The organism is Croceicoccus ponticola, from assembly GCF_004004515.1.
In the GTDB taxonomy this organism is placed as follows: Bacteria; Pseudomonadota; Alphaproteobacteria; order Sphingomonadales; family Sphingomonadaceae; genus Croceicoccus; species Croceicoccus ponticola.
In genome coordinates this window covers 172,520-193,961 of the sequence record NZ_RXOL01000002.1, presented here as the reverse complement: position 1 = coordinate 193,961, position 21,442 = coordinate 172,520, and the positions used below count along the sequence as shown (strand labels likewise).

Annotated in this window: 24 protein-coding genes; 16 read left to right on the top strand and 8 right to left on the bottom strand. The window is 63.5% G+C overall.

The window, feature by feature from the left end:
* Nucleotides 1–36: 36 nt before the first annotated feature.
* From EKN06_RS06905 to EKN06_RS06860, 10 genes are all read left to right on the top strand, one after another.
* A complete protein-coding gene (locus EKN06_RS06905; RefSeq protein ID WP_240654652.1) occupies nt 37–1,878 on the top strand; it encodes a DUF885 domain-containing protein in 1,842 nt (613 codons plus the stop codon).
* A gap of 193 nt (nt 1,879–2,071) precedes the next feature.
* Nucleotides 2,072–2,512 carry an SUF system Fe-S cluster assembly regulator gene (locus tag EKN06_RS06900; RefSeq protein ID WP_127612376.1) on the top strand — a complete coding sequence of 147 codons (441 nt, stop codon included), beginning with the start codon at nt 2,072–2,074 and terminating at the stop codon, nt 2,510–2,512.
* Nucleotides 2,513–2,550: 38 nt separating this feature from the next.
* Nucleotides 2,551–4,011 (top strand): Fe-S cluster assembly protein SufB, encoded by a 1,461-nt coding sequence (gene sufB, locus EKN06_RS06895; RefSeq protein WP_127612375.1) that lies wholly within the window; start codon nt 2,551–2,553, stop codon nt 4,009–4,011.
* Nucleotides 4,008–4,568 carry an endonuclease domain-containing protein gene (locus tag EKN06_RS06890; protein WP_240654651.1) on the top strand — a complete coding sequence of 187 codons (561 nt, stop codon included), beginning with the start codon at nt 4,008–4,010 and terminating at the stop codon, nt 4,566–4,568. Before sufB ends, EKN06_RS06890 begins: the two co-directional genes overlap by 4 nt.
* Nucleotides 4,568–5,320, top strand: coding sequence for a Fe-S cluster assembly ATPase SufC (gene sufC, locus EKN06_RS06885; protein WP_127612168.1), 753 nt, complete (start codon nt 4,568–4,570; stop codon nt 5,318–5,320). The genes EKN06_RS06890 and sufC overlap by 1 nt, the downstream gene beginning before the upstream one ends.
* Complete coding sequence (locus tag EKN06_RS06880; RefSeq protein WP_127612167.1) at nt 5,317–6,084, top strand: SufD family Fe-S cluster assembly protein; 768 nt, start codon at nt 5,317–5,319, stop codon at nt 6,082–6,084. The genes sufC and EKN06_RS06880 overlap by 4 nt, the downstream gene beginning before the upstream one ends.
* The gene (locus EKN06_RS06875) at nt 6,081–7,292 is read left to right on the top strand and encodes a cysteine desulfurase (RefSeq protein ID WP_127612166.1); all 1,212 of its coding nucleotides are present in this window, start codon (nt 6,081–6,083) and stop codon (nt 7,290–7,292) included. The genes EKN06_RS06880 and EKN06_RS06875 overlap by 4 nt, the downstream gene beginning before the upstream one ends.
* On the top strand, nt 7,292–7,831 hold the full coding sequence (locus tag EKN06_RS06870; RefSeq protein ID WP_127612165.1) for an SUF system Fe-S cluster assembly protein: 540 nt from the start codon (nt 7,292–7,294) through the stop codon (nt 7,829–7,831). The genes EKN06_RS06875 and EKN06_RS06870 overlap by 1 nt, the downstream gene beginning before the upstream one ends.
* The gene (locus EKN06_RS15925) at nt 7,828–8,616 is read left to right on the top strand and encodes a GNAT family N-acetyltransferase (RefSeq protein WP_240654650.1); all 789 of its coding nucleotides are present in this window, start codon (nt 7,828–7,830) and stop codon (nt 8,614–8,616) included. Before EKN06_RS06870 ends, EKN06_RS15925 begins: the two co-directional genes overlap by 4 nt.
* A complete protein-coding gene (locus EKN06_RS06860; protein WP_205693839.1) occupies nt 8,613–8,972 on the top strand; it encodes a HesB/IscA family protein in 360 nt (119 codons plus the stop codon). Before EKN06_RS15925 ends, EKN06_RS06860 begins: the two co-directional genes overlap by 4 nt.
* 33 nt (nt 8,973–9,005) lie before the next feature.
* Here EKN06_RS06860 and EKN06_RS06855 read toward each other — a convergent pair whose 3' ends face one another.
* Nucleotides 9,006–9,428, bottom strand: coding sequence for a hypothetical protein (locus EKN06_RS06855; RefSeq protein WP_127612163.1), 423 nt, complete (start codon nt 9,426–9,428; stop codon nt 9,006–9,008).
* Nucleotides 9,421–10,149 (bottom strand): EI24 domain-containing protein, encoded by a 729-nt coding sequence (locus tag EKN06_RS06850; protein WP_127612162.1) that lies wholly within the window; start codon nt 10,147–10,149, stop codon nt 9,421–9,423. Before EKN06_RS06850 ends, EKN06_RS06855 begins: the two co-directional genes overlap by 8 nt.
* 107 nt (nt 10,150–10,256) lie before the next feature.
* On the opposite strand from EKN06_RS06850, the gene EKN06_RS06845 reads away from it, so the two are divergent.
* Nucleotides 10,257–11,252, top strand: coding sequence for an adenosine kinase (locus EKN06_RS06845; protein ID WP_127612161.1), 996 nt, complete (start codon nt 10,257–10,259; stop codon nt 11,250–11,252).
* A 24-nt stretch (nt 11,253–11,276) separates the two neighbouring features.
* On the opposite strand, the gene purD is transcribed toward EKN06_RS06845, so the two are convergent.
* On the bottom strand, nt 11,277–12,584 hold the full coding sequence (gene purD, locus EKN06_RS06840; protein WP_127612160.1) for a phosphoribosylamine--glycine ligase: 1,308 nt from the start codon (nt 12,582–12,584) through the stop codon (nt 11,277–11,279).
* On the opposite strand from purD, the gene xseA reads away from it, so the two are divergent.
* Genes xseA through EKN06_RS06820 form a run of 4 tightly spaced genes read left to right on the top strand, consistent with a single transcriptional unit; the run spans nt 12,584 to nt 16,260 of the window.
* On the top strand, nt 12,584–14,044 hold the full coding sequence (gene xseA, locus EKN06_RS06835; RefSeq protein WP_127612159.1) for an exodeoxyribonuclease VII large subunit: 1,461 nt from the start codon (nt 12,584–12,586) through the stop codon (nt 14,042–14,044). The genes purD and xseA overlap by 1 nt on opposite strands.
* A 26-nt stretch (nt 14,045–14,070) precedes the next feature.
* Nucleotides 14,071–14,271, top strand: a complete 201-nt coding sequence (locus tag EKN06_RS06830; protein ID WP_127612158.1) for a DUF2093 domain-containing protein — start codon at nt 14,071–14,073, stop codon at nt 14,269–14,271.
* Nucleotides 14,268–15,197 (top strand): M23 family metallopeptidase, encoded by a 930-nt coding sequence (locus EKN06_RS06825; protein ID WP_127612157.1) that lies wholly within the window; start codon nt 14,268–14,270, stop codon nt 15,195–15,197. Before EKN06_RS06830 ends, EKN06_RS06825 begins: the two co-directional genes overlap by 4 nt.
* Nucleotides 15,148–16,260 (top strand): esterase-like activity of phytase family protein, encoded by a 1,113-nt coding sequence (locus EKN06_RS06820; RefSeq protein ID WP_127612156.1) that lies wholly within the window; start codon nt 15,148–15,150, stop codon nt 16,258–16,260. The genes EKN06_RS06825 and EKN06_RS06820 overlap by 50 nt, the downstream gene beginning before the upstream one ends.
* 28 nt (nt 16,261–16,288) lie before the next feature.
* Here EKN06_RS06820 and rpmB read toward each other — a convergent pair whose 3' ends face one another.
* On the bottom strand, nt 16,289–16,576 hold the full coding sequence (gene rpmB / locus EKN06_RS06815; RefSeq protein WP_127612155.1) for a 50S ribosomal protein L28: 288 nt from the start codon (nt 16,574–16,576) through the stop codon (nt 16,289–16,291).
* 191 nt (nt 16,577–16,767) lie between these two features.
* On the opposite strand from rpmB, the gene EKN06_RS06810 reads away from it, so the two are divergent.
* A complete protein-coding gene (locus EKN06_RS06810) occupies nt 16,768–17,250 on the top strand; it encodes a nucleoside deaminase (RefSeq protein WP_127612154.1) in 483 nt (160 codons plus the stop codon).
* Here the strand turns inward: EKN06_RS06810 and nadC are convergent.
* The 4 genes from nadC to EKN06_RS06790 form a co-directional block, all read right to left on the bottom strand.
* Entirely contained in the window at nt 17,247–18,104 is an 858-nt protein-coding gene (gene nadC / locus EKN06_RS06805; RefSeq protein ID WP_127612153.1) for a carboxylating nicotinate-nucleotide diphosphorylase, read from the bottom strand. The genes EKN06_RS06810 and nadC overlap by 4 nt on opposite strands.
* Nucleotides 18,105–18,266: 162 nt before the next feature.
* A complete protein-coding gene (locus EKN06_RS06800; protein WP_127612152.1) occupies nt 18,267–19,064 on the bottom strand; it encodes a LytR/AlgR family response regulator transcription factor in 798 nt (265 codons plus the stop codon).
* A gap of 24 nt (nt 19,065–19,088) precedes the next feature.
* Nucleotides 19,089–20,336, bottom strand: coding sequence for a sensor histidine kinase (locus EKN06_RS06795; RefSeq protein WP_127612151.1), 1,248 nt, complete (start codon nt 20,334–20,336; stop codon nt 19,089–19,091).
* A gap of 95 nt (nt 20,337–20,431) precedes the next feature.
* Nucleotides 20,432–21,439 carry a M48 family metalloprotease gene (locus EKN06_RS06790; protein WP_205693838.1) on the bottom strand — a complete coding sequence of 336 codons (1,008 nt, stop codon included), beginning with the start codon at nt 21,437–21,439 and terminating at the stop codon, nt 20,432–20,434.
* Between the last annotated feature and the right edge of the window lie 3 nt (nt 21,440–21,442).

Sequence of the window (21,442 nt, the reverse complement as noted above, 5' to 3'; positions counted from 1 at the left end):
AAGCGATTACATCTGTAACGAAAGTCGCTGCCTTCCATGTTGAACTCCCTGCCAAAATCGATCCGGACCATAATGCTGGCGGGGGCGTCGACCCTCATGCTTTCCGCCTGCGCGATGGAGGCCGAGCGGCCCGCTACGCCCACCTCCACCGCGACCGTCGCGGACAAGGTGCGGTCGCAGGCGATGGCCGCCTTTTTCGATGCGTACGACAAGGCCGAACTGGCGAGGTCGCCCGAAGGCAAATCCTATCGTGGCATCCGCGATGGCGATTACGGCAAATGGGACGATTACACCGAAGCTGCAGAAGCGGCGAATTACGCGGCGGACCAGCAGGCGGCGGCGGCGATGCGCGCAACCTTCGATCCCGCCACCCTTTCGGCGCAGGACCGGTTGAGCTATGCGCTGTTCGACTATTCGGCGCAGCAGTCGGCGCGGATGCATCGTTTCCGCGACCACGGCTATCCCTTCAACCAGATGAGCGGGATGCAAAGCGCCCCTGCCGCATTCCTGATCAACATCCATTCGATAGAGGATGCCGCGCAGGCTGAAGCCTATATCGACCGCATCGCGGGCATCGGCCCGATGCTGACGACGATCATCGCCCGGTCCTCCGTCGATGCCGACAAGGGACTGATGCCGCCAAAGTGGGTTTACGACCGGGTGCTGTCGGACATCGACAACCAGATCGAACCGGTCGGCCCCGATTTCGCCGGCAACGCGATCATCGACGATTTCGCCGAAAAGATTGCCAAGATAGAACTGGACGACGCGACCCGCGCCGACATGATGGCCCGCGCCCGGGCCGCATGGGGCACATCGGCACGTCCCGCCTATCTCACGCTGCGCAAGGAAATGGTGCGGCAAAAGGCGATGGCCGGAACCGACGACGGCGTGTGGCACCTGCCCGAAGGCGACGTTTATTACGATGGGCTGCTGAACCGCTACACCACCACCGACCTGACCGCCGACCAAATCCACGATCTTGGCGTGCGGAACGTGACCCGCATCCACGATGAAATGCGCACGATCATGAAGCAGGTCGGATTTACCGGCACGCTTCAGGAATTCTTCGAATACACCCGCACCGATCCGCGCTTCTACTACACCACGCGCGAAAGTTACCTCGACGAGGTGCAGCAGCACCTGACCGCAATGGAAGCCGCGCTGCCGCAGTATTTCGGCACTCTTCCCGCCGATCCGTTAAAGGTAAAGGCGGTCGAACCCTTCCGCGAGGCGACGGCGGGCAAGGCGTTTTATCAGAGCCCGGCGCCTGACGGTTCGCGCCCCGGCACTTATTACGTGAACCTCTTTCGGCTCGATGCGATGAGCAAGAACGAGCTTGAGGCGTTGGTCTATCACGAAGGTCTGCCGGGCCATCACTTGCAGCTTTCGATCCAAACCGGGCTGGACGAACTGCCTGCGTTTCGCCGGTTCGGCGGCTATACGGCCTATTCCGAAGGGTGGGGCCTCTATGCAGAGGAACTGGCCAAGGACATGGGATTCTACAAGGATCCCTACCACGACTTCGGCCGGTTGCAGATGGAACTGTGGCGCGCGTGCCGGTTGGTCGTCGACACCGGCATCCACCGCAAACGCTGGACCCGCGAACAGGCGATCCAGTATTTGATGGAAAACACGCCGAACCCGCAGTCCGACGTGACGAAGGCCATCGAACGCTACATCGTCTATCCCGGACAGGCGACCAGCTACATGATTGGCAAGCTGAAGATCATGGAACTGCGCGAAAGGGCGCGCACCGAATTGGGCGCCGAATTCGACATCCGCGCATTCCACGACGTCGTGCTCGAAAACGGGCCGCTGCCGCTGGCCGTGCTGGAATCGAACGTCGACGCCTGGATCGCCGCGCACAAGCGCTGATTTCCTCAGGTCTCCAGATGAAAAAGCCCGCGTCGGATCATTCCGACGCGGGCTTTTTCGTGCCTCTTGCTAACGACTCGCAACAGTCGGGTTTTCATTGAATTGGCCAGGACCCGCTACTAGGTGAAACCGGACCGGATTGCTCCGATTAGCGGATGCGACCGAAAACGACAGCAGGAGCATGGATTTCGTAATGCGGCTTTCGAGCATGGCCGACTATGCCGTCGTGGCGATGCGCGCCGCCGCTTTGCATTGCGGCGGCGACCGCACCAACGCGTCCGAAATCTCTGAAGAAACCGGCCTCCCGCTGCCCACGGTGCAGAAACTGGTGAGCCGGCTGTCGTCCAGCGGTCTCTTGCGTTCGGTGCGCGGCGCAGGGGGCGGCTTTCGCCTTGCCCGTCCGGCCGCCGCGATCACCGTGGCCGACATTGTCGAGGCCATCGAAGGGCCGATCCAGCTGACCCAGTGCTGCGAAGAGCATGGCGATTGCGCCATCGAACTGCGCTGCGGCACCCGCGCGCACTGGCCGCAGGTGAACCGCGCGATCCGCGGCGCGCTTTCCGCCATCACGCTGGCCGATCTGGCGCATGAGAAAGCGCCGCAGGACAAATTGATTCAGGAAATATCGGCATGACCGACGTGAAACAGCAAGCGATAGACGCGCCAAGGGAAATGGACGCCGCTGCGCGCGACGCGGCCAAAGCGCTCGAAACCTACGAGTATGGCTTCTCCTCGGACATTGAGCAGGAGTTTGCGGAAAAAGGGCTGTCCGAAGACACCGTCCGCTTTATTTCGGGCAAGAAGAACGAGCCGGAATGGATGCTGGAATGGCGGCTGAAAGCCTATCGCCACTGGCTCACCATGCCGCAGCCGGACTGGGCAAAGGTGAACTTTCCGCCCATCGATTACCAGAACGCCTATTACTACGCCGCGCCCAAGAAGAAGGTGACGCTCGGCTCGCTCGACGAACTCGATCCCGAGATCAAGGCCGTCTACGACAAGCTGGGCATCCCGATTGCGGAGCAGGAAGTGCTCGCCGGCGTCGAAGGCGCGCGCAAGGTTGCCGTGGACGCGGTGTTCGATAGCGTTTCGGTCGCCACGACCTTTCGGAAAGAGCTTGAGGACGCGGGCGTCATCTTCCGCTCCATCTCCGAAGCGATCCGCGAATATCCCGATCTGGTAAAGAAGTGGCTGGGCAAGGTCGTGCCGATGCACGACAACTTCTTTGCGACGCTAAACTGCGCGGTCTTTTCCGACGGCACCTTCGTCTACATCCCCAAGGGCGTGCGTTGCCCGATGGAGCTGTCGACCTATTTCCGCATAAACGCCGAAAACACCGGCCAATTCGAACGCACGCTGATCATCGCGGAGGAAGGCAGCTACGTCTCCTACCTCGAAGGCTGCACGGCGCCGATGCGCGACGAAAATCAGCTTCACGCCGCCGTGGTCGAATTGGTCGCGCTGGACGATGCCGAGATCAAGTATTCGACGGTGCAGAACTGGTACCCCGGCGATGCGAACGGCAAGGGCGGCATCTACAACTTCGTGACCAAGCGCGCGCTGTGTCAGGGGCGCAACAGCAAGGTTTCGTGGACACAGGTCGAAACCGGCAGCGCGGTGACGTGGAAGTACCCGTCCTGCGTGCTGAACGGCGAAAACTCGGTCGGCGAATTCTACTCGGTCGCGGTGACGAACAATTACCAGCAGGCCGACACCGGCACGAAGATGATCCACAACGGCAAGGGATCGCGTTCGACGATCATTTCCAAGGGGATCAGCGCCGGGCGTTCGAGCAACACCTATCGCGGCCTCGTCCGCGTGGGCGCGAATGCGGACAACGTGCGCAACTTCACCCAGTGCGATTCGCTGCTGCTGTCCGATACCAGCGGCGCGCATACCGTGCCCTATATCGAGGTGAAGAACCCCACAGCGCAGATCGAGCACGAGGCGACGACCTCCAAGATCAGCGACGATCAGCTGTTCTACGCGATGCAGCGCGGGCTGGGCGCGGAAGAGGCGGTGGCGCTGATCGTCAACGGCTTTGCCAAGGAAGTGCTGAAGGAACTCCCGATGGAATTCGCGGTCGAGGCGCAGAAGCTGCTCGCGATTTCGCTTGAAGGATCTGTCGGATGACCGAGATGACCGAAAAGAAAACGTTGAAACTGCCGGTGCAAACCGACGACGCCGCCCCCGCGATCAAGAAGAAGGGGCGCGGCTGGGAAATCTCGGAATCGCGGCTTGATGCCTTGCACGAACGTGCGCGCGAAATGCGTCGTCACCCGAGCGAGGCGCACAAGGTGCTGGCCGACAAGTTCGCGAGTGCCGACTTGGGCCGCCACACCTTCAAGCGGCACGCCGTCGTCGGCAGCGCCATCGTCGATTTCAACTGCCACAGCCTCGGCATGGCGATCGACATCGACGAAGAGGGCGAGGACGAAGCGCTGGCGAAACGCCGCGACAAGAGCCTTGAGGCCGTGGGCATCCGCGTAATGCGCATCGCGGCCAAGGACATTTTGGAAAACATCGACGCCGTGCTTACCCGCATCACCGCCGGAATGCGCCTTCGCATTGCCGACCGGCAACAGGCACGCCGCACCCACTTCGACGAAAAGGCGCGCCGGCCGCGCAGCGATGGCGAACGCGGCGAATACAAGCCGCGCACCTATCGTGGACCGAACAGAGAAGACTGATGCTGAAAATTGAAAACCTCCACGCCGAAGTCGCTACTGCCGATGGGCCAAAGCCGATCCTCAATGGCCTGACGCTCGAAGTCGCGGCGGGCGAAATCCACGCGATCATGGGCCCCAATGGCGCGGGTAAATCCACGCTGGCTCATACGCTGGGCGGGCGCCCCGGATACGAGATCACCGAAGGTTCGGTGACATTCGACGGACAGGACCTGCTCGAACTCGAACCGCACGAACGGGCGGCGGCGGGGTTGTTCCTGGGGTTCCAGTATCCCGTCGAAATTCCCGGCGTTTCCAACGTGCAGTTCCTGCGCGAAGCGGCCAATGCGCAGCGCAAGGTGCGTGGGCAGGACCCGTTGTCCGGCGGCGAATTCCTGAAGCTGGCCAAGGAAAAGGCCGCACTGCTCCGCATGGATATGGACATGCTGAAGCGTCCGGTAAACGTCGGCTTTTCGGGTGGTGAGAAAAAGCGGAACGAGATGGTCCAGATGGGCATCCTCGACCCCAAATTCGCGATCCTCGACGAAACCGACAGCGGCCTCGACATCGATGCGCTGCGCATCGTGGGCGACGGCATCAACGCCATCATGCGCAGCCCCGACAAGGCCGTCCTGCTCATCACGCATTATCAGCGCCTGCTCGATTACGTGAAGCCGGACAAGGTCCACATCCTTGCCGGGGGACGTATCGTAAAGACCGGCGGGCCGGAGCTTGCGCACCAGCTCGAGGAAGAAGGCTACGAGGCGGTCGCGTGAACGATCTGACGACCCTTCCCACCACGCGTGACGAGGATTGGCGCTATGCCGACGGCAAGTATCTCGCCGATGCCAACCCGGCGACGATAAACCACTGGCGCACGCTTGAAGTGCCGCCGGGCGAAACACGATTTCAGTACACCGAGCACTCGTCGGGTCCCTTGGCGAAAGGTTGGACCGATCGTCTACGGGTCCATGTCGGCAGGGGCGGTCGGTTTGAGAGCTTCATTGTCATCACCGGTGGGCCGTACGAACGCTGCGAGATCGAAGTGACGCTGGAAGAAGGCGCGCATTTCGAATTCGGCGGTGTGACTTTGGGCGGTGGAGACAAGATTCAGGAATTCGTGACCCGCGTCATCCATGCCAAACCCGGGGCGACCAGCAATCAGGTCGTCAGGGCAGTGCAATGGGGGCGTTCGACAGGCAATTTCCTTGGCCGGATCGAAGTCGTTCGCGACGCGCAGAAAACCGACGCGGCGCAGAACTTCCGCGCGATCCTGCTCGAAAAGGGTGCCAGCGCAAACACCAAGCCTGAGCTCGAAATCTTTGCCGACGACGTGAAGTGCGCGCACGGCGCTGCCATCGGCGCGCTGGACGAAAAGGCCGGGTTCTATATGGCTGCGCGCGGCATACCGCCGGAAGTGGCGCGCAAGCTGCAGGTTCAGGCTTTCATCGCCGACGCGTTCGAGAATTGCACAACCGAGCATGTGGCCGAGCGCCTTTTGGAAGGCGCGCTGGCCGCGCTGGAAGAGGCGCACCTGTGACCACCGGCACCATCTCTCGCAAGGCGGATTTTCCCGGCTTGGTCAATGCCGACGGTTCGCCGTGGCATTACCTCGACACTGCGGCGACGGCGCAGAAGCCGCAGGCGGTTGTCGATGCGATGAGCCGCGCACTCGGCAAGGATTACGCTACCGTGCATCGCGGGGTCTACTCGCGCAGTGCCGAAATGACGCTGGGCTACGAAGCGGCGCGGCGCAGGGTCGCGAGCTTTATCGGAGGTCATGAGGACGAGATCGTTTTCACCCGTGGCGCGACCGAGGCGATCAACCTTGTTGCGGCAACATGGGGTGCAGCAAACCTGAAGGCTGGCGACCGCATCCTGTTGTCGGTGCTGGAGCATCATTCGAACATCGTGCCGTGGCAATTGCTGCGCGAACGGGTGGGAATCGAGATCGATGTCTGTCCGCTGACCGCCGATGGCCGCATCGACCTCGATGCTGCGCGGCAAATCGTTACGGAACAACATAAACTTATCGCGCTTGCCCATGTATCGAACGTGCTTGGATCGCGGCTCGACACCGCAAAGGCGGCTGAACTTGCCCATTCGGTCGGCGCGAAATTGCTACTGGACGGGTGTCAGGCCGTCGCGCGCACAAAAGTGGACGTAAAGGCGCTCGATTGCGACTTCTACGTCTTTTCCGCACACAAGCTTTACGGCCCCACCGGGATCGGCGCGCTGTGGGCGAAGAAGGACCTGCTCGACGCCATGCCCCCCTATCAGGGCGGCGGCTCGATGATCGACCGGGTGACCTTTGCCAAAACCACTTGGGCCGATGCTCCACAGCGGTTCGAGGCGGGAACGCCTGCGATAACCGAGGCGATCACCTTTGCCGCAGCCATCGAATATGTCGACCGGATCGGCATCGACAACATCTCGGCGCATGAGGATGCACTGGTCCACAAGGCGCGCGCCGAACTGGCAAAGATCAATTCGCTGCGACTGTTCGGGCCTGACGACAGCGCGGGCATCGTCAGTTTCCAGCTGGGGGATATCCACCCGCACGATCTCGGCACCATTCTGGACGAGGAAAACGTTGCCATCCGCGCCGGGCACCACTGCGCCCAGCCGTTGATGGACCACCTTGGCGTTCCTGCCACCGCCCGCGCCAGTTTCGGGCTCTATTCCGACGAAGACGATATTGCCGCGCTGATCCGTGGCATCGAACGCACGCAGAGGATTTTCGGCTGATGACCGACGACAACACCCCCGACCGCGTGGTGGCCCCCTCGCCCGTAAACGCTCCGCCGACAGAGGAAGTGACCAGCGTGGACGCCCCGCGCCGCGCCCGTGTCGAGGAAGTGGCGGACGAGAGCGCCCTCGAAGCTGGCCCCGAAACGGCTGGCGAAAAGCTGGAGCGCAAGAAGGATTATCTCGAAGGCTTTCTCAAGGAACGCCCGGCGGATGTGTCCGGCAACGAGCCGGGCGGAGATCTTTATGAAAGCGTGATCGCTGCGCTGAAGGAAATCTTCGACCCTGAAATTCCGGTCAACATCTATGATCTGGGCCTGATCTATGGCGTCGACATTGACGACAGCGGCCACGCCAACGTCACCATGACTCTGACCACGCCGCATTGCCCGGTGGCGGAATCGATGCCGGCCGAAGTCGAATTGCGCGTCGGCGCGGTGCCGGGCGTGGGCGATGCCGAAGTGAACCTCGTCTGGGACCCGCCGTGGGACCCGCAGAAGATGAGCGACGAGGCCAAGCTCGAACTCGGGATGTTGTGAGCCGCTCGCCCGCCTCTCCTGCCGAAGCGATCGCGATGTTCGCGAATGCGTCGGGCGATACCTTCGATCGCGACGCCGCGATGCGGATGATCGACGACGATCCGTCGGCCCTGCCCGCGCTGATCCGGATTGCCTCGGACCCTGCGGAACCGGAAATGCTGCAGCAGAGCGCCGCGAGTGCCATCGGCTGCATCTGGCTCAACCAGGATGCGATCCAAACCGGCGACGACAGCGGCTTTACCGTGATCGCGCGCGAGGAAATCGCCCTGTTTCGCGAACAAGCCGCCTCGCCCACCCTGAACCAGCCGATGACCGTGCGGTTGGCGGATTACGGCGACGCGTTCGACGCGGGCGCGTTGTTCATGCTGCTCAACACTTACGCCAAGAGCGTGCAGGGCGGCGGCAAGGCGCTCGATCCGGCCTTGCGCGACAAACTCGCGCCCGCTCTGGCCAAAGTGCCCGGCGCCTTCACGATCTTCGCGCTGGAGGGTGGATCGCCTATCGGCCTTGCCAACTGCTTCACCGGGTTTTCGACATTCGCCTGCGCGCCGCTGGTCAACATACACGACATGGCGGTCGTGCCGGTGCGCCGGGGCTGCGGCGTGGGTCGGGCATTGATGCGTGCGGTCGAGGAAGAGGCGCGGGCGCGCGGCGCCTGCAAGATCACTTTGGAAGTGCTGACCGGGAATGCCGGGGCCAAATCGCTCTACGCCAGCGAAGGTTTTGCGACCTACGCCCTTGATCCTGCGATGGGCAGCGCCCAATTCTGGGAAAAGAAATTATGACCGAAACCAAAACCCGCCCCGCTCCTAAAGCCGCCGTGACGCTGACCGCCAGCGCGGAGCAGCGCATTGCCGACCTGATGGCCAAAGCGCCCGACGGCGCGATCGGCGTAAAACTGTCGACCCCGCGTCGCGGTTGTTCTGGCCTTGCCTATTCGGTCGACTACGTGACCGAGGCCAGCGGTTTCGACGAACGGATCGAAACGCCGGGCGGCACCTTCTTCATCGATGGCGCCAGCGTTCTCTATCTCATCGGCAGTGTGATGGACTGGCGCGAGGATGATTTTCAGGCGGGCTTCGTCTTCGAAAATCCGAACGCCACGGGTGCCTGCGGCTGCGGCGAGAGCTTTACCGTCTGACCAACCCACGGCGCTGTGCAGATCGCCGCGCGTCTATCGCTTGAGCGCTGCCACGCACGCAGCACGATCCACGTCCTTGCCATCGGTCTGTCGGCGCGCCTCAACCCATGTTGCCGTTTCAGTGCGGCCCTGCGCGGCGGGATATAGGAATACGTCGAGGACGCAGGCGTTGCCGGCGAACTGCAGCTTGCGCGCGTCCGATTCCCACACGTCCAATCGCGGTGTTCCGAACTGGCGGACAAGGTTGCCCGCATCCGAACCGATCACGGCTTCTAGTCCGGGCATAGACATGATCCGCGCCGGGCGGAAACCCGTTTGCGGCGCGACCTGAGGCTGCTGCGGAACGACGACCCTGCTCGGAGCGACGGTTCCGGGCGATTGTGCCGAAGGCGCAGCGCAGGCGGCGACCAGCGGGATCAGGGCAAGGGCGAAATGGTGAGCGGCAATCTTAGGCATGACGCGCCCTTTGCCTCAGCGCGGCGCGATGCACCAGATGGGTCGCGGCGGCTGCACCCAGGAACGGGGCGAGCAGATTGAGAATAGGCACGGCCAAAAGCCCTACCACTGAAAGGCCCAGCAGGAACCGGCTGACAAATCCCAGCGGAGCAGCGGCCCCGTCGCGTTGATGGCGGATCCAGACCATGTCCTGTAATTCGCGGCCCAGCAGCACGGCATTGACCAATGCAAAGACGATGGCCGGCCCGATAGCGGTAAAGACGAGTGCCAGCGCAAAGGGCAATGCGATCAGGTTCGCGACCAATGCACGAACCGCACCGCGCAGGGCGATGCGCGCCTGTTCCCCCATCGGCAGGTCGCGCGGGGAAAGCCCGGCGTAATGCCCCGATTCCACCAGTGCGACGACATCGTCGGCATAGAACTGCAACACTGCGATGGACACGATCCGCCACGCCAGCCACGCTGCGATCAGCCCGACAAGGCCCAGCACCACGACCATGGCCACGCCCACGCCGGGCACCTGCTGATCGTAATCCAGCCCGAATATCGCGCCGACGCCCCATCCCATCAACACGACTAGCGCCGCGCCCAGTGCGACGGCGAGGACAAGGCTGATGAGGATCGATTTGACCAGTAACCGGATAACCCGGCGGTCGCCCAGTTGGGCAAAGGCAAGTGCAAAAGCCTGCGGAATCGAAATGGCGGATATGGCATCTTGCATGGGGCGAGAGGATAGATGGCAGGGCGCGCTTGCTGTCAACGCGGCTTGCGCCTAACCCCCGGCCAATTCACCCCTTTACCCGATCACAGTCCGGATATTTGCCGCTCATGACCGATACCCGTTTCGACGTTCTTGCCATCGGCAACGCCATTGTCGATGTCCTATCCCCTTGCGACGACGCGTTCCTTATCGCCGAAGGGCTGGACAAGGGCGCGATGGCGCTGATCGATACCGACCGGGCCAATGCGCTTTACGCCCACATGGGCCCTGCGCGCGAAATTTCGGGCGGCAGCGCGGCGAATACCTGTGCCGGGCTGGCCGCCCTGGGCAGCCGCGCGGCGTTCATCGGGCAGGTGGCAGACGATCAACTGGGCGAGGTTTTCGCTCACGACATCCGCGCCGCGGGCATCCATTTCGAAGTGGCCCCGCGCGATGGCAATCCGCCTACGGCGCGCTGCCTTATCCTCGTCACGCCTGACGGTCAGCGTACGATGAACACCTTCCTCGGCGCGTCGCAGCACTTGTCGTCCGGCGCGATCGACGCCGAACTGATCGCCAGCGCGAAAGTGCTCTACCTCGAAGGTTACCTGTGGGATCCGGACGGTCCGCGCGCCGCGATGAAGGGTGCGATCCAGGCTGCGCGCGAGGCCGGGCGGCAGGTCGCCTTCACGCTGTCGGACGCGTTCCTGCTGGACCGCCACGGCGACGATTTCCGTGCCCTCATCGACGAAGGCATGATCGACGTGCTGTTCGCGAACGAAGTGGAACTGCTGGGCCTGACCGGCGCTCCGGATTTCGAAGCGGGACTGGCCGCGCTGGCGCCGAAGTTGCCCGTGTTGGTGGCGACGCGCAGCGAAAAAGGCGCAGTCGCCATTGCCGGCGAAAGCCGCGCCGAAGTCGCCGCCGAACCGATCGACCGGGTGGTCGACACGACGGGCGCGGGCGACAGCTTTGCCGCAGGGTTCCTGCACGGCCATGTTCGCGGCGCGACGCTGTTGGATTGCCTCACCATGGGCGCGGTGGCCGCCGCCGAAGTCATCAACCACTATGGCGCGCGGCCCGAAGCCGATCTCAAGGTGATGATCGCAGATCGGCTCGGGTGAATTTCGGTGCGTGAGGCAGGGGCGTCAGTCCTGCGCCTCACGCTCCACTTCGCGCCAGCCGATGTCGCGGCGACAGAAACCGCCCGGAAAATCGATGGCGTCGACCATCGCATAGGCCGCCTTCTGCGCTTCGCCGACGGTTGCGCCCGTCGCGGTGACGTTCAGCACGCGGCCGCCGTTGGCGACCAGTTGGCCGTCCTTTTCGGCGGTGCCTGCGTGAAATACCTTGCCGCCCTTTGCCGCGGCCTCGGCTGCATCGAGGCCCCGGATCACGCCGCCTTTTTCGGGGGTGGCGGGATAGCCGTTGGCGGCCATCACTACCGTCAGCGCGGTATCCTTTGAAAAACGCGGCGCGCTCATCCTGCCAAGAGCGTTGTCGGCGCTGGCGTACAGGAATTCGCCCAAGTCGTCTTCCAGCCGCATCATCAGAACCTGACATTCGGGATCCCCGAACCGGCAGTTGTATTCGATCAGCTTGGGCCCTTCGTCGGTCAGCATCAGCCCGGCATAGAGCACGCCGGAATAGGGCGTTCCGTCCTTTGCCATCTGATGCACGGTCGGCGCGATGATCCGTTCGAGCACCTGGCCGCGCAGCATTGGCGTAAGCACCCGTGCCGGGCTGTATGCGCCCATGCCGCCGGTGTTCGGGCCGGTATCGCCATCGCCGACACGCTTGTGGTCCTGCGCGCTGCCAAATGGGACGACCGTCGCGCCATCGGTCAGCGCAAAGAAGCTCGCTTCCTCGCCGGTCATGAATTCCTCGATCACCACGCTGGCCCCGGCAGCGCCGAACATGCCGCCAAAGATGTCGCGGATCGCTTCTTCCGCTTCTTCGCGCGATTCGGCGATGATGACCCCTTTGCCCGCCGCCAACCCGTCGGCCTTTACCACCACCGGGATCGCGAAGTCGGACAACGCGGCCAGCGCGGCTGCCTCGTTGTCGGCATGGACATATGCGGCAGTGGGGATGTTCGCGCGGGCGCAAAGATCCTTGGTGAAGCTCTTCGATCCTTCCAGCTGGGCGGCGGCCTTGCTCGGCCCGAAGACCGAAACACCCTCAGACCTCAGCGAATCGGCGAGACCGTCGACCAGCGGCGCTTCTGGGCCCACGATGACGAGGCCGATGCGCTTGTCCTCGCAAAAGGCGACAACCGCACCATGGTCTGTCACGTCCAGCGACACGCATTGCGCGAATTCGGCAATTCCCGGATTACCGGGCGCGGCATAGAGTTTTCCCGGCTTGCGGCCTTCTGGCTTCAGCAGACGGGATTGCGCCAGCTTCCACGCCAGCGCATGTTCGCGTCCGCCCGAGCCGATCAAAAGGAAGTTCATTGGCCAACCGCCCCACAGGTATCGAAGATGAAGAGAATTCGGGGCTCCTAGCGCGCGAGCGCCAAGGGGACAACGCTGCACCCCTTTCGGTGTCGGAAATCTCGCAATTGCTGAAGCGGACGGTTGAGGATCGTTTCGGCCACGTTCGCTTACGCGGTGAACTTTCGGGCGTGAAACGTGCGGCCAGCGGCCATTTTTATTGCGCGCTGAAGGATGAAAACGCCGTGATCGACGGCGTCATGTGGCGCGGCAACGCGGCGCGGCTGGCGTTCCGGCCCGAAGACGGGATCGAGGTGATCGCGACCGGTAAGCTGACGACCTATCCGGGCCGGTCGAAATACCAGATCGTCATCGAATCGATGGAAATCGCGGGCGAGGGCGCATTGCTGGCGCTGCTCGCGAAACTGAAGGACAAGCTGGAGGCAGAAGGCCTGTTCGCTGCGTCGGCCAAGCGGCGGCTGCCGTTCCTGCCGCGCACGATTGGCGTCGTGACCAGCCCGACCGGCGCAGTGATCCGCGACATCCTGCACCGGCTGAACGATCGGTTTCCCAGCCATGTCATCGTCTGGCCGGTGATGGTCCAAGGGCAGGGATCGGCCGAACAGATCGCCAGCGCGGTCGACGGATTTTCAAAGCTTGCGCCCGATGGGTTGGTGCCGCGGCCCGATCTCGTCATCGTGGCGCGCGGGGGCGGTTCGATCGAGGACTTGTGGTCGTTCAATGAAGAGATTGTCGTACGCGCGATCGCGAATTGTACCATTCCGGTTATTTCAGCAGTTGGTCACGAAACCGATACGACACTTTCGGACTTCGCCGCCGACTTGCGCGCGCCCACGCCGACCGCTGCGGCTGAAATCGCGGTTCCGGTGCGACAGGAACTGCGCGCGCTGCTCGACGAATATGCCGCCCGCAAACGGCGCGGCGTGATTCGTCCGGTGATGCTGGCGAGAGAACGGCTGACGGCGTGGAGCGAGCGGCTGCCCGATCCCGCCGCGCTGGTCGCGGCGCAGGGCCAGCGGCTGGACGACCTGACCGACCGATTGCGCCGGGGCCTAGCGGGCCGGGCGGACCGCGCGCGCGCGCAATTGGCGCAAAGCGGCGGCGGTCTGCGTCCGGCACTCTTGCTGCGCAATCTTCAAACGCATCGCCGCGACCTCGCCCGCGTGCCCGATGCCCGGAACCTGATCCGAGTGCGCCACCGCGACGCGATGCAGGCGCTGGCGGCGCTGGCCCGTGTCCTGCCGCAGCTGAATCCCGAAGCTCCGCTGGCGCGAGGATATGCCATCATCACCGATGCCGAGGGTCGAGCGATCACCAACCGCGCCGCAGCAGCCACGCAGCCTGCGCTCACGCTCAAGTTTCGGGATGGGTCGCTTGACGTCACCACCGGCGCTCCGCCCCGTCCTGCGCGCAAACCGTCGCGCCCCGCCGGGGAATCGGGTCAGCAGTCATTGTTTTGACAGGTCGTTAGCTCTATCTGGAAGGCATGTTGATGAGCTCCAAAGGCCCGGCCCGCCTGATTTACGGTCCCAACGGTTTCCGCCAGCTCAGCGCCGGCGACCATGTCCTGTGCTCCGTTTCCGGGGTTGCGATCCCGCTCGACATGCTTCGGTACTGGAGCGTGGAGAAGCAGGAAGCCTACGCCACCTGTGAAATCGCTACGCAGCGGCTTTCGCCGGACGCATGAGCGACAAGAACACTGCGATCATCGCGCTGGCGGCTGCGCTGGCTGCCGCATCTGTTGGCTGCACCGCTATCCCCCAGTCATCCGTTCCTGCGCCCGCCGCGCAAGCCGCCGGGCGTGCGCCCATTGACGCCCCGACACCCACGCCAACTCCCGTCCCCTTGCCCGCCGGCGTGTTCACGCTGACAGGTGAAATGACGCAAGGCGGCTGGCTGCGCGGGACAGCGCCGGTCGGGACCACAAGGCTGACCCTGAACGGAGAGCCGGTGGAGGTTGCGGCGGACGGCCAGTTCCTTGCCGCATTCGACCGTGATGCCGGGTCCATCGCTACACTTGTATCAGAACGCAGCGACGGTTCGCGGATAACGAAGCCACTGGAAATCAGCCCACGCGCATGGCGGATCGAAAACATCAACGCCGCCCGTCGCGCCGACGGTCCGACAGAAGCATTCCTCGCCCGTCGCCTTCCGGAACTGGCGTCGATCGATGCGTCGCGCGAAATGAAGACTGGAGCAACCGGCTGGCGCGAAAGCTTCGTATGGCCGGTCAAGGCGCGCATTTCCGGCCTGTTCGGCTCGCAACGGATCTATCGCGGCGAACCGGGCAGCTATCATTCGGGCATCGACATCGCACCGGGGGCGGGTGCAGCTTACGTCGCACCCGCCGATGGCGTCGTGGTGCTGGCGGTCGAAGACTTCTCGCTTGAGGGGAAGCTGCTGATCATCGATCACGGCATGGGCCTCAACAGCGCGTTCCTCCATTCGCAAGAGCTGTTCGTGAAGAAGGGCGACCATGTGACGCAGGGTCAGCGACTTGGCCTCGTCGGGTCGAGCGGACGGGCGACAGGCCCGCACCTGCACTGGAGCCTGAAGTGGAAGGATGCCCGGCTCGATCCGTTGCTGTTCACCGGGCCGATGGGCGACCGATGAAACATCGGGCGGGCCGGGCGATCAGGATTTGATCGGGGCCGCGAGGCGTCCGGGACGTGTATTCGCAGCGCTTGGGCTGGCAGTCCTGACCGCGATCGTCGTCCATGTTCCACCGCGGCTGGTGCCGGCAAGCGCCCGGGCGGTCATTCCCGTCAATATTTCGGCAACGCCGCTCATCGGAGCCAACCTTGATGACGCAGGGACGTTCCGGCTTGCCGGTGCGTGGCGGCTGAATGGCGACGCGCCCGAATTCCATTCGCTGTCGGGTTTGGCTATGACGCCATCGGGCCAGATGATGGCGGTGTCGGACCGAAGCATCGCGGTAGCCCTGCCGCGTCCCCCTCGGATGGGGGTCAGCGTGATGCCCAGCGTGTTGGAAAGCCTTTCCGAAAATGGACCAGGCGGATTCCAGATGATCGACGTCGAAGCTGCGACCTTTAGCCCGGACGGGACGATGTGGTACGTGGTGGAAAGCCAGAACGCGGTTGTCCGCCTGGCCAATGGCGATGCGCCGGGGGCGATGGCAAGGCCACCGGCGATGACCGACTGGCCTGCGATGCGCGGACCCGAATCAATGGCGCGACTGCCCGATGGGCGATTCCTGATCTTGGGAGAGGGATACGAACAGGGCCGCGACGCGACGTTTCCCGGCCTCGTCTTTGCCGGCGATCCGGTGGAGGGGGCAGAGCCCTTTCTGTTCCACCTTGCTCTATCCAACGGCTATCGCCCGGTCGAAGCCGTATCGCTGGCTGACGGGCGGGTGCTCGTGCTTGGACGCAAGTTCGGTCTGCCGTTCCGCTTTGCCAGTGCGATTTTCACCTTCGATATTAGCGAGGCGCAGGCCGCGACCAAGGTCGAAGCAAGGTTGGTCGGCAGGATCCGCGGAAGAGGCCTGAACGACAATTACGAAGGTATGGCGGTCGAGGAAGGCGATTCGGATCGGCTGACGATATGGTTGGTATCGGACAGCAACGACGCGCAAATCATCCAGCAGACCCTGCTGTTGAAACTGGACATGCGAAAGGGCGCCCTGCGGCAAGCCGCGGGCGCCCCGATTCCGTAAGCCGTACCCGTCCCGCCGGGTACGCCGATCAGGCTGCGATGGCAGCCTTCTGCAGCTCGCGCTTCACTTTGACGGCGCGCGACGAAAGCTTCGTGTCGTTGGTCTTCAGCAACCAGTTGTCGAGGCCGCCGTTATGTTCGACCGAACGCAGGCCCTGCGTCGAAACGCGGAACTTGATGCTACGCTCCAGCTTCTCGCTCAACAGCGTGACGTTCTGCAGGTTGGGCAGGAAGACGCGCTTGGTCTTGTTATTGGCGTGGCTGACATTGTGGCCGACTTGACGACCCTTGCCGGTCAATTCGCAGATGCGCGACATGGCTTTAAACTCGCTTCGAATTAAGTGAATCCCTAAGGACCGGTGAAAGTCCTCACTGTCGGAAAGCGGCGCGCATAGCGGCGCAGACCCCATCCGTCAAGCAAACCCCTGACAAAGCTGATGGCCCGGTGCCGTCCCGGTACGGACGCCCCATTGCCGCATACGGGCGATTCGGGCAAGCGGGTTGCACCATGACACGACAAACCGCCCGATGGCCGCTTCCGCCCGCGATGCAGGCCGCATTGGACGAAGCGCGGGCCGCCGCCGCACAGGGTGAAGTTCCGGTGGGCGCGGTCGTCGTAAAGGACGGTCAGGTCGTGGCCCGCGCGCACAATGCCCCCCGCGCGATGAATGACCCGACCGCCCATGCCGAAATGCTGGCGATTCGCCGCGCGGCAGAGGTGCTGGGCGATGAACGTCTGGCGGGCTGCGACCTTTACGTCACGCTTGAACCGTGCCCGATGTGCGCCGGCGCGATCGCCCATGCCCGGATCGCGCGTGTCTATTACGGGGCGAGCGACCCAAAGGGCGGCGCGGTGGAACATGGCTGCCGCACGTTCGATCAGCCGACGTGCCTGCACCGGCCTGAAATCTATGCCGGCATCGGAGAGGCGGAGGCGGGGCAACTGTTGCGCGGGTTCTTTGCCGAACGTCGGCAAAAGGACGCGACCTAGATCTGGTGGAAATCCAGCCCGATGTCGGCGGCAGGGGCGCATTGCGTCAATCGCCCGACCGAAACGTAATCCACGCCCGTCGCCGCGATTGCCGCAATGGTGTCGAGATTGACCCCGCCCGATGCCTCGCACGGCACGCGTCCGGCCACCAGCGCCACGGCCTTGCGCAAGCTGTCCGGCCCCATGTTGTCGAGCAGCAGGTGAGTCGCGCCCGCCTCCAGCGCGAGTGCGATCTGGTCGATGCGGTCAACTTCGCAGATGATGTTCGTGACGCCCGCGCGGATGGCTCGGGCCACGGCCTCGCCCACTCCGCCCGCGACGGCGACGTGGTTATCCTTGATCATCGCTGCATCCCACAGGCCCATGCGGTGGTTCTTTGCCCCACCCATACGGGTCGCGTATTTTTCGAGATGGCGCAGGCCCGGAATGGTCTTGCGCGTGTCCAGCAGGGTCGCCTGGCCCTGCATCGCGGCGACATAAGTCGCGGTCATCGTCGCGATGCCCGACAGGTGCTGCACGGTGTTGAGCGCGCTGCGTTCGGCGGTCAGCAACGCGCGGGCATTGCCATTAAGGCGCATGAGGTCGGTCCCGCCCGCCACCGCTTCGCCGTCGGCGACGAGGACTTCGATCGAACATGTGGGGTCGAGCGCGCGGAAGAAGGCGGCAGCGATCGGCAGGCCCGCGACGGTGATGGCATCGCGGCTGTCCATTACGCCTGAAAAGCGCGCGTCGGCGGGAATGACACTTTCCGAAGTGACGTCATGACCGCCCCCCGGCAGCCCTTCGCCCAAATCCTCGGCCAAGGTTTCACGGACGAAGCGGGAAAGATCGAAGCCGGGGAGATCGAAGGTCATGACGGAGCACTGCTACCTTTGAAAAGAGAACTCAAGCAGGGGGAATGGAATAGAGCCTCAGGCCGCAAGGCAAGCCCCGCAAGGCCGAACGGCCACCCGAGCTTATGCGAAGAAGCCAAGCGGCCCGGATAGGCCGCGTATGGCGCCTGAGAGGCCTGCTTATCAGTGCACGAAGCGGGCCACCACGTCGCGATAGCTGCGGCTCACCTTCACCTCGGCGCCGCTCGCTAGCACGAGGAAACATTCGCCATTGGTGTGCGGCTTCACCTGACGGACGAGGTTCAGGTTCACGATGGTCGACCGGTGCACGCGCTGGAATGCCCGCGGGTCGAGCCGGCGTTCGAGATCTTTCATCGTTTCGCGCAGGACCAGCGAATTTTCGCCGGTGGAGATCACCATGTAGTCGCCCGCCGCCTCGATATGTTCGATCGTGTCGACGTCCACGCGGAAGATCTGGCCGCGATCCTTTACGTTCAGCATCTTTTCGTAGCGCGAATCGGCGTGACCGTCCTCTTCGGGCATCTGGTCCATCGCGTCGGGCGCGACTTCGGCCAGCACGTTCTTCAGCTTCTCGACTTCCTCCAGCCCCTTGCGCTCGGAAAGGCGCGTGCGCGCGCGTTCGATCGCGTCGGCCAGCCGGTCTTCTTCCACCGGCTTCATCAGGTAATCGACAGCATTGGCCTCGAACGCCTTCAACGCGTGTTCGGAATAGGCGGTGACGAAAATGAACAGCGGCGGATCGACATCCATCACGCCCTTCACCACCGAAAACCCGTCGAAACCGGGCATCTGGATGTCGAGAAAAACGAGGTCCGGTTTTTCCGTCTTGATCGCGCGGATCGCTTCGCGCCCATTGGCGCAGGTGGCGATGATCTCGATGTCGGTGAACGGCTCCAGCCGGAGCTGCAGGCCTTGAATGGCGAGCTTTTCATCGTCGACCAGGATGGTTCGGATAGTCATGGAAATGGGGGTCCTGTCAGTGTTTCAGGTTGAACGGGTGGCAGACGACATGGTTTCGGGGCTACGCCGGGTTTCTGAAGGCTCCCGGGTTTCGGAATGCTGCCGGACGGTGCGCTGCGCCCCCTCGCCCCCGCGCGGGCCGTCCGGTTCGTATTCCTCGTCGTCTTCTTCGGTTTCGAACGGAATTTCGATGATCACCGCGAATCCTTCCTGAGGGCGGGATCGGATTTCGAAGTGTTGCTGATCGCCATAAGCCTGCGCGAGACGTTCGCGAATGTTGACGAGGCCCACACCGGTGGAGCGGTGGCCGTCGCCGTGGACTGTTCCCACGATATCCTCTGATCGTTTGCCGTGCGGAATGCCGGGACCGGTATCGGATACGGTGATGCGCAGCCTGTCACCGATGCGTTCGGCCCGAACCGTGATTTCCGCGCCGCTTTCCTGCGAGCTGACGGCGTACTTGATCGCGTTTTCGACCAGCGGTTGCAGTAATAGCGAAGGCAGCAGCCCGCTTGCCACGTCGGGGGCAATGTCGAACCGGGTGCGCAGCCGTTCCTCGAACCGCATCCTTTCGATATCGAGATAAAGCTTCAGCGTGTGGATTTCCTGCGCAACGGTGACGCGCCCGGTCGGCTGGTTGATCAGGGTATAGCGCAGGAACCCGGACAGGCGCGACAGCATGGCATTGGCCGGCTCGGTCTGTTTCAGCAAGACCAGCGTGCTGATCGAATTCAATGTGTTGAACAGGAAATGCGGGTTCAGCTGATAACGCAGCATGGCCAGTTGCGCGCTGGTCGCCTGATTTTCCAGCAGCAGCAGCCGATCGTTCGCTTCTTCGACCTGAAGGTAGAAGTTGATCGCGTAGTAAAGCGCCGACCATGCGCCCAGCAATGTCATGTCGAGATAGAGCACGCCCAGGAACAGCTGTGCGAAGCCCGGCTCCGACGTTGGGCGGTAAAGCGTGATGACCCAGCTGTCGATAAAGGCATAGATGCCGACCGCGATGGCCAACACCAGCCCGGTCACGCCCCACGTCACGATGGCGCGCCGGTTCATCAATTGGCGATAGATGACCGACAGGATCAGGCTGAGCGAGAAACCGGTGACCGTCGCGATCAGCACGAGCACCAGAAACGACAGGGGCTGCGCGTTGGCGAGGCTGGACATCGCGCGCAGGATCATCGCCCCGCCCCAGCCGAGCGCCTGCAGCCGCCAGAACGCGCGGTTCTTGTCGGCGAAAAACGGTACGGGAGCCACCGGAAGCACGGACATGCCCGATTGATAGCGCAATCGCTTCCTTTGCGACAGCACTCCGACAGGCCCCAGAATCGGCCCCAATATGGACCATGGCTTGCGCCCCGCGCGGATCATCGCGCGGACTTGGCGTCCTTTGCGCCAAGCGGGAAGCGTTGCGACCAGTCATATCCGCCGACCTGCGCCGGGGATGCGGCGACCAGAGCGATTTCGGCGTCCACGCCGGCAAGCCGCTCGTCCCACGCATCGTGCGTCGGGTCGAGGAAGCCGACATCGTGATTGCGCGCCCAGCCGAGCATGAATCGCTGCGCGCCGCCCGTGTCGTAGCCCGCGTTTGCCATCAGCCAAACGGCAAGCCGATCTGCCTCCCGCTCGGTATGGCGCACGCGGCCCCACTTGCGCCCCTTTGCATCCAGCATCGCCACGTGACCGAGGATGTTGTGCGCCAGTTCATGTGCGACAACGAAGGCGAACTGGTCCTCATCCGCGAGTTCGAGCGCTAGATCGGCGCTGATGAGAACGCGCTTGCCGTCCGCTACGGCCTTGCCGTTTTCGGTCACGATTTCGAAGCGGCTGGCGCAAGTGTCCTGCGCCATAACGCGCATGAGTTGGCCCCCTTTCCCGCCTTCACCATCGATCCCGACCGCGACCCAGCCGTGGTCCTGCAACGAACGGTCGATGAGGTCGAGGAGCCCTGCCTGACGCTCGTAGCTTCCCGGCCGTGCCGGGGGCAAGTCGCTGTCGAGCACGGTGTCGACAATGTTCCTGAGCGGCTGGCCCGCGCGAAGGCCCGCCGTTTGCGCGGGAGAACCTTCGGCCACCGCGCCGACGACGACCTGCGTGGCGGGATCGACCCCGAATGCGGCGCGTGCGCCATCGGGATCATCCCAGCTCTGTATGTCCTGCACCAGCAGGCCCACGGCAGGAACAACGGTTTCGCAGAACGGCGCATTGGCGCGCGCCAGTCGCCACCCCACGCTGTGCACGCGCGCATCGAGCCGGGCGACGACATGGTAGGCGCCGGGGCTGCTATCCTTGGTGAACGCAGGTTGGGCCGCGAACGATGCCAGCAGCAACGCGGCGCCTGTTATCGGGCCCGACATCGCGGCAATCCACCGCACGGG

Coding starts and splice junctions, on each gene's coding strand:
- EKN06_RS06800 (WP_127612152.1), bottom strand. CDS start 19,064: ATGACTATCCGAACCATCCTGGTCGACGATGAAAAGCTCGCCATTCAA.
- EKN06_RS06825 (WP_127612157.1), top strand. CDS start 14,268: ATGAGCGACAAGAACACTGCGATCATCGCGCTGGCGGCTGCGCTGGCT.
- EKN06_RS06860 (WP_205693839.1), top strand. CDS start 8,613: ATGACCGAAACCAAAACCCGCCCCGCTCCTAAAGCCGCCGTGACGCTG.
- EKN06_RS06890 (WP_240654651.1), top strand. CDS start 4,008: ATGACCGAGATGACCGAAAAGAAAACGTTGAAACTGCCGGTGCAAACC.
- EKN06_RS06810 (WP_127612154.1), top strand. CDS start 16,768: ATGACACGACAAACCGCCCGATGGCCGCTTCCGCCCGCGATGCAGGCC.
- EKN06_RS06845 (WP_127612161.1), top strand. CDS start 10,257: ATGACCGATACCCGTTTCGACGTTCTTGCCATCGGCAACGCCATTGTC.
- EKN06_RS06870 (WP_127612165.1), top strand. CDS start 7,292: ATGACCGACGACAACACCCCCGACCGCGTGGTGGCCCCCTCGCCCGTA.
- rpmB (WP_127612155.1), bottom strand. CDS start 16,576: ATGTCGCGCATCTGCGAATTGACCGGCAAGGGTCGTCAAGTCGGCCAC.
- EKN06_RS06850 (WP_127612162.1), bottom strand. CDS start 10,149: ATGCAAGATGCCATATCCGCCATTTCGATTCCGCAGGCTTTTGCACTT.
- EKN06_RS06820 (WP_127612156.1), top strand. CDS start 15,148: ATGCCCGGCTCGATCCGTTGCTGTTCACCGGGCCGATGGGCGACCGAT.
- EKN06_RS06795 (WP_127612151.1), bottom strand. CDS start 20,336: ATGTCCGTGCTTCCGGTGGCTCCCGTACCGTTTTTCGCCGACAAGAAC.
- purD (WP_127612160.1), bottom strand. CDS start 12,584: ATGAACTTCCTTTTGATCGGCTCGGGCGGACGCGAACATGCGCTGGCG.
- nadC (WP_127612153.1), bottom strand. CDS start 18,104: ATGACCTTCGATCTCCCCGGCTTCGATCTTTCCCGCTTCGTCCGTGAA.
- EKN06_RS06855 (WP_127612163.1), bottom strand. CDS start 9,428: ATGCCTAAGATTGCCGCTCACCATTTCGCCCTTGCCCTGATCCCGCTG.
- EKN06_RS06905 (WP_240654652.1), top strand. CDS start 37: ATGTTGAACTCCCTGCCAAAATCGATCCGGACCATAATGCTGGCGGGG.
- sufC (WP_127612168.1), top strand. CDS start 4,568: ATGCTGAAAATTGAAAACCTCCACGCCGAAGTCGCTACTGCCGATGGG.
- EKN06_RS06830 (WP_127612158.1), top strand. CDS start 14,071: ATGTTGATGAGCTCCAAAGGCCCGGCCCGCCTGATTTACGGTCCCAAC.
- sufB (WP_127612375.1), top strand. CDS start 2,551: ATGGACGCCGCTGCGCGCGACGCGGCCAAAGCGCTCGAAACCTACGAG.
- EKN06_RS06900 (WP_127612376.1), top strand. CDS start 2,072: ATGCGGCTTTCGAGCATGGCCGACTATGCCGTCGTGGCGATGCGCGCC.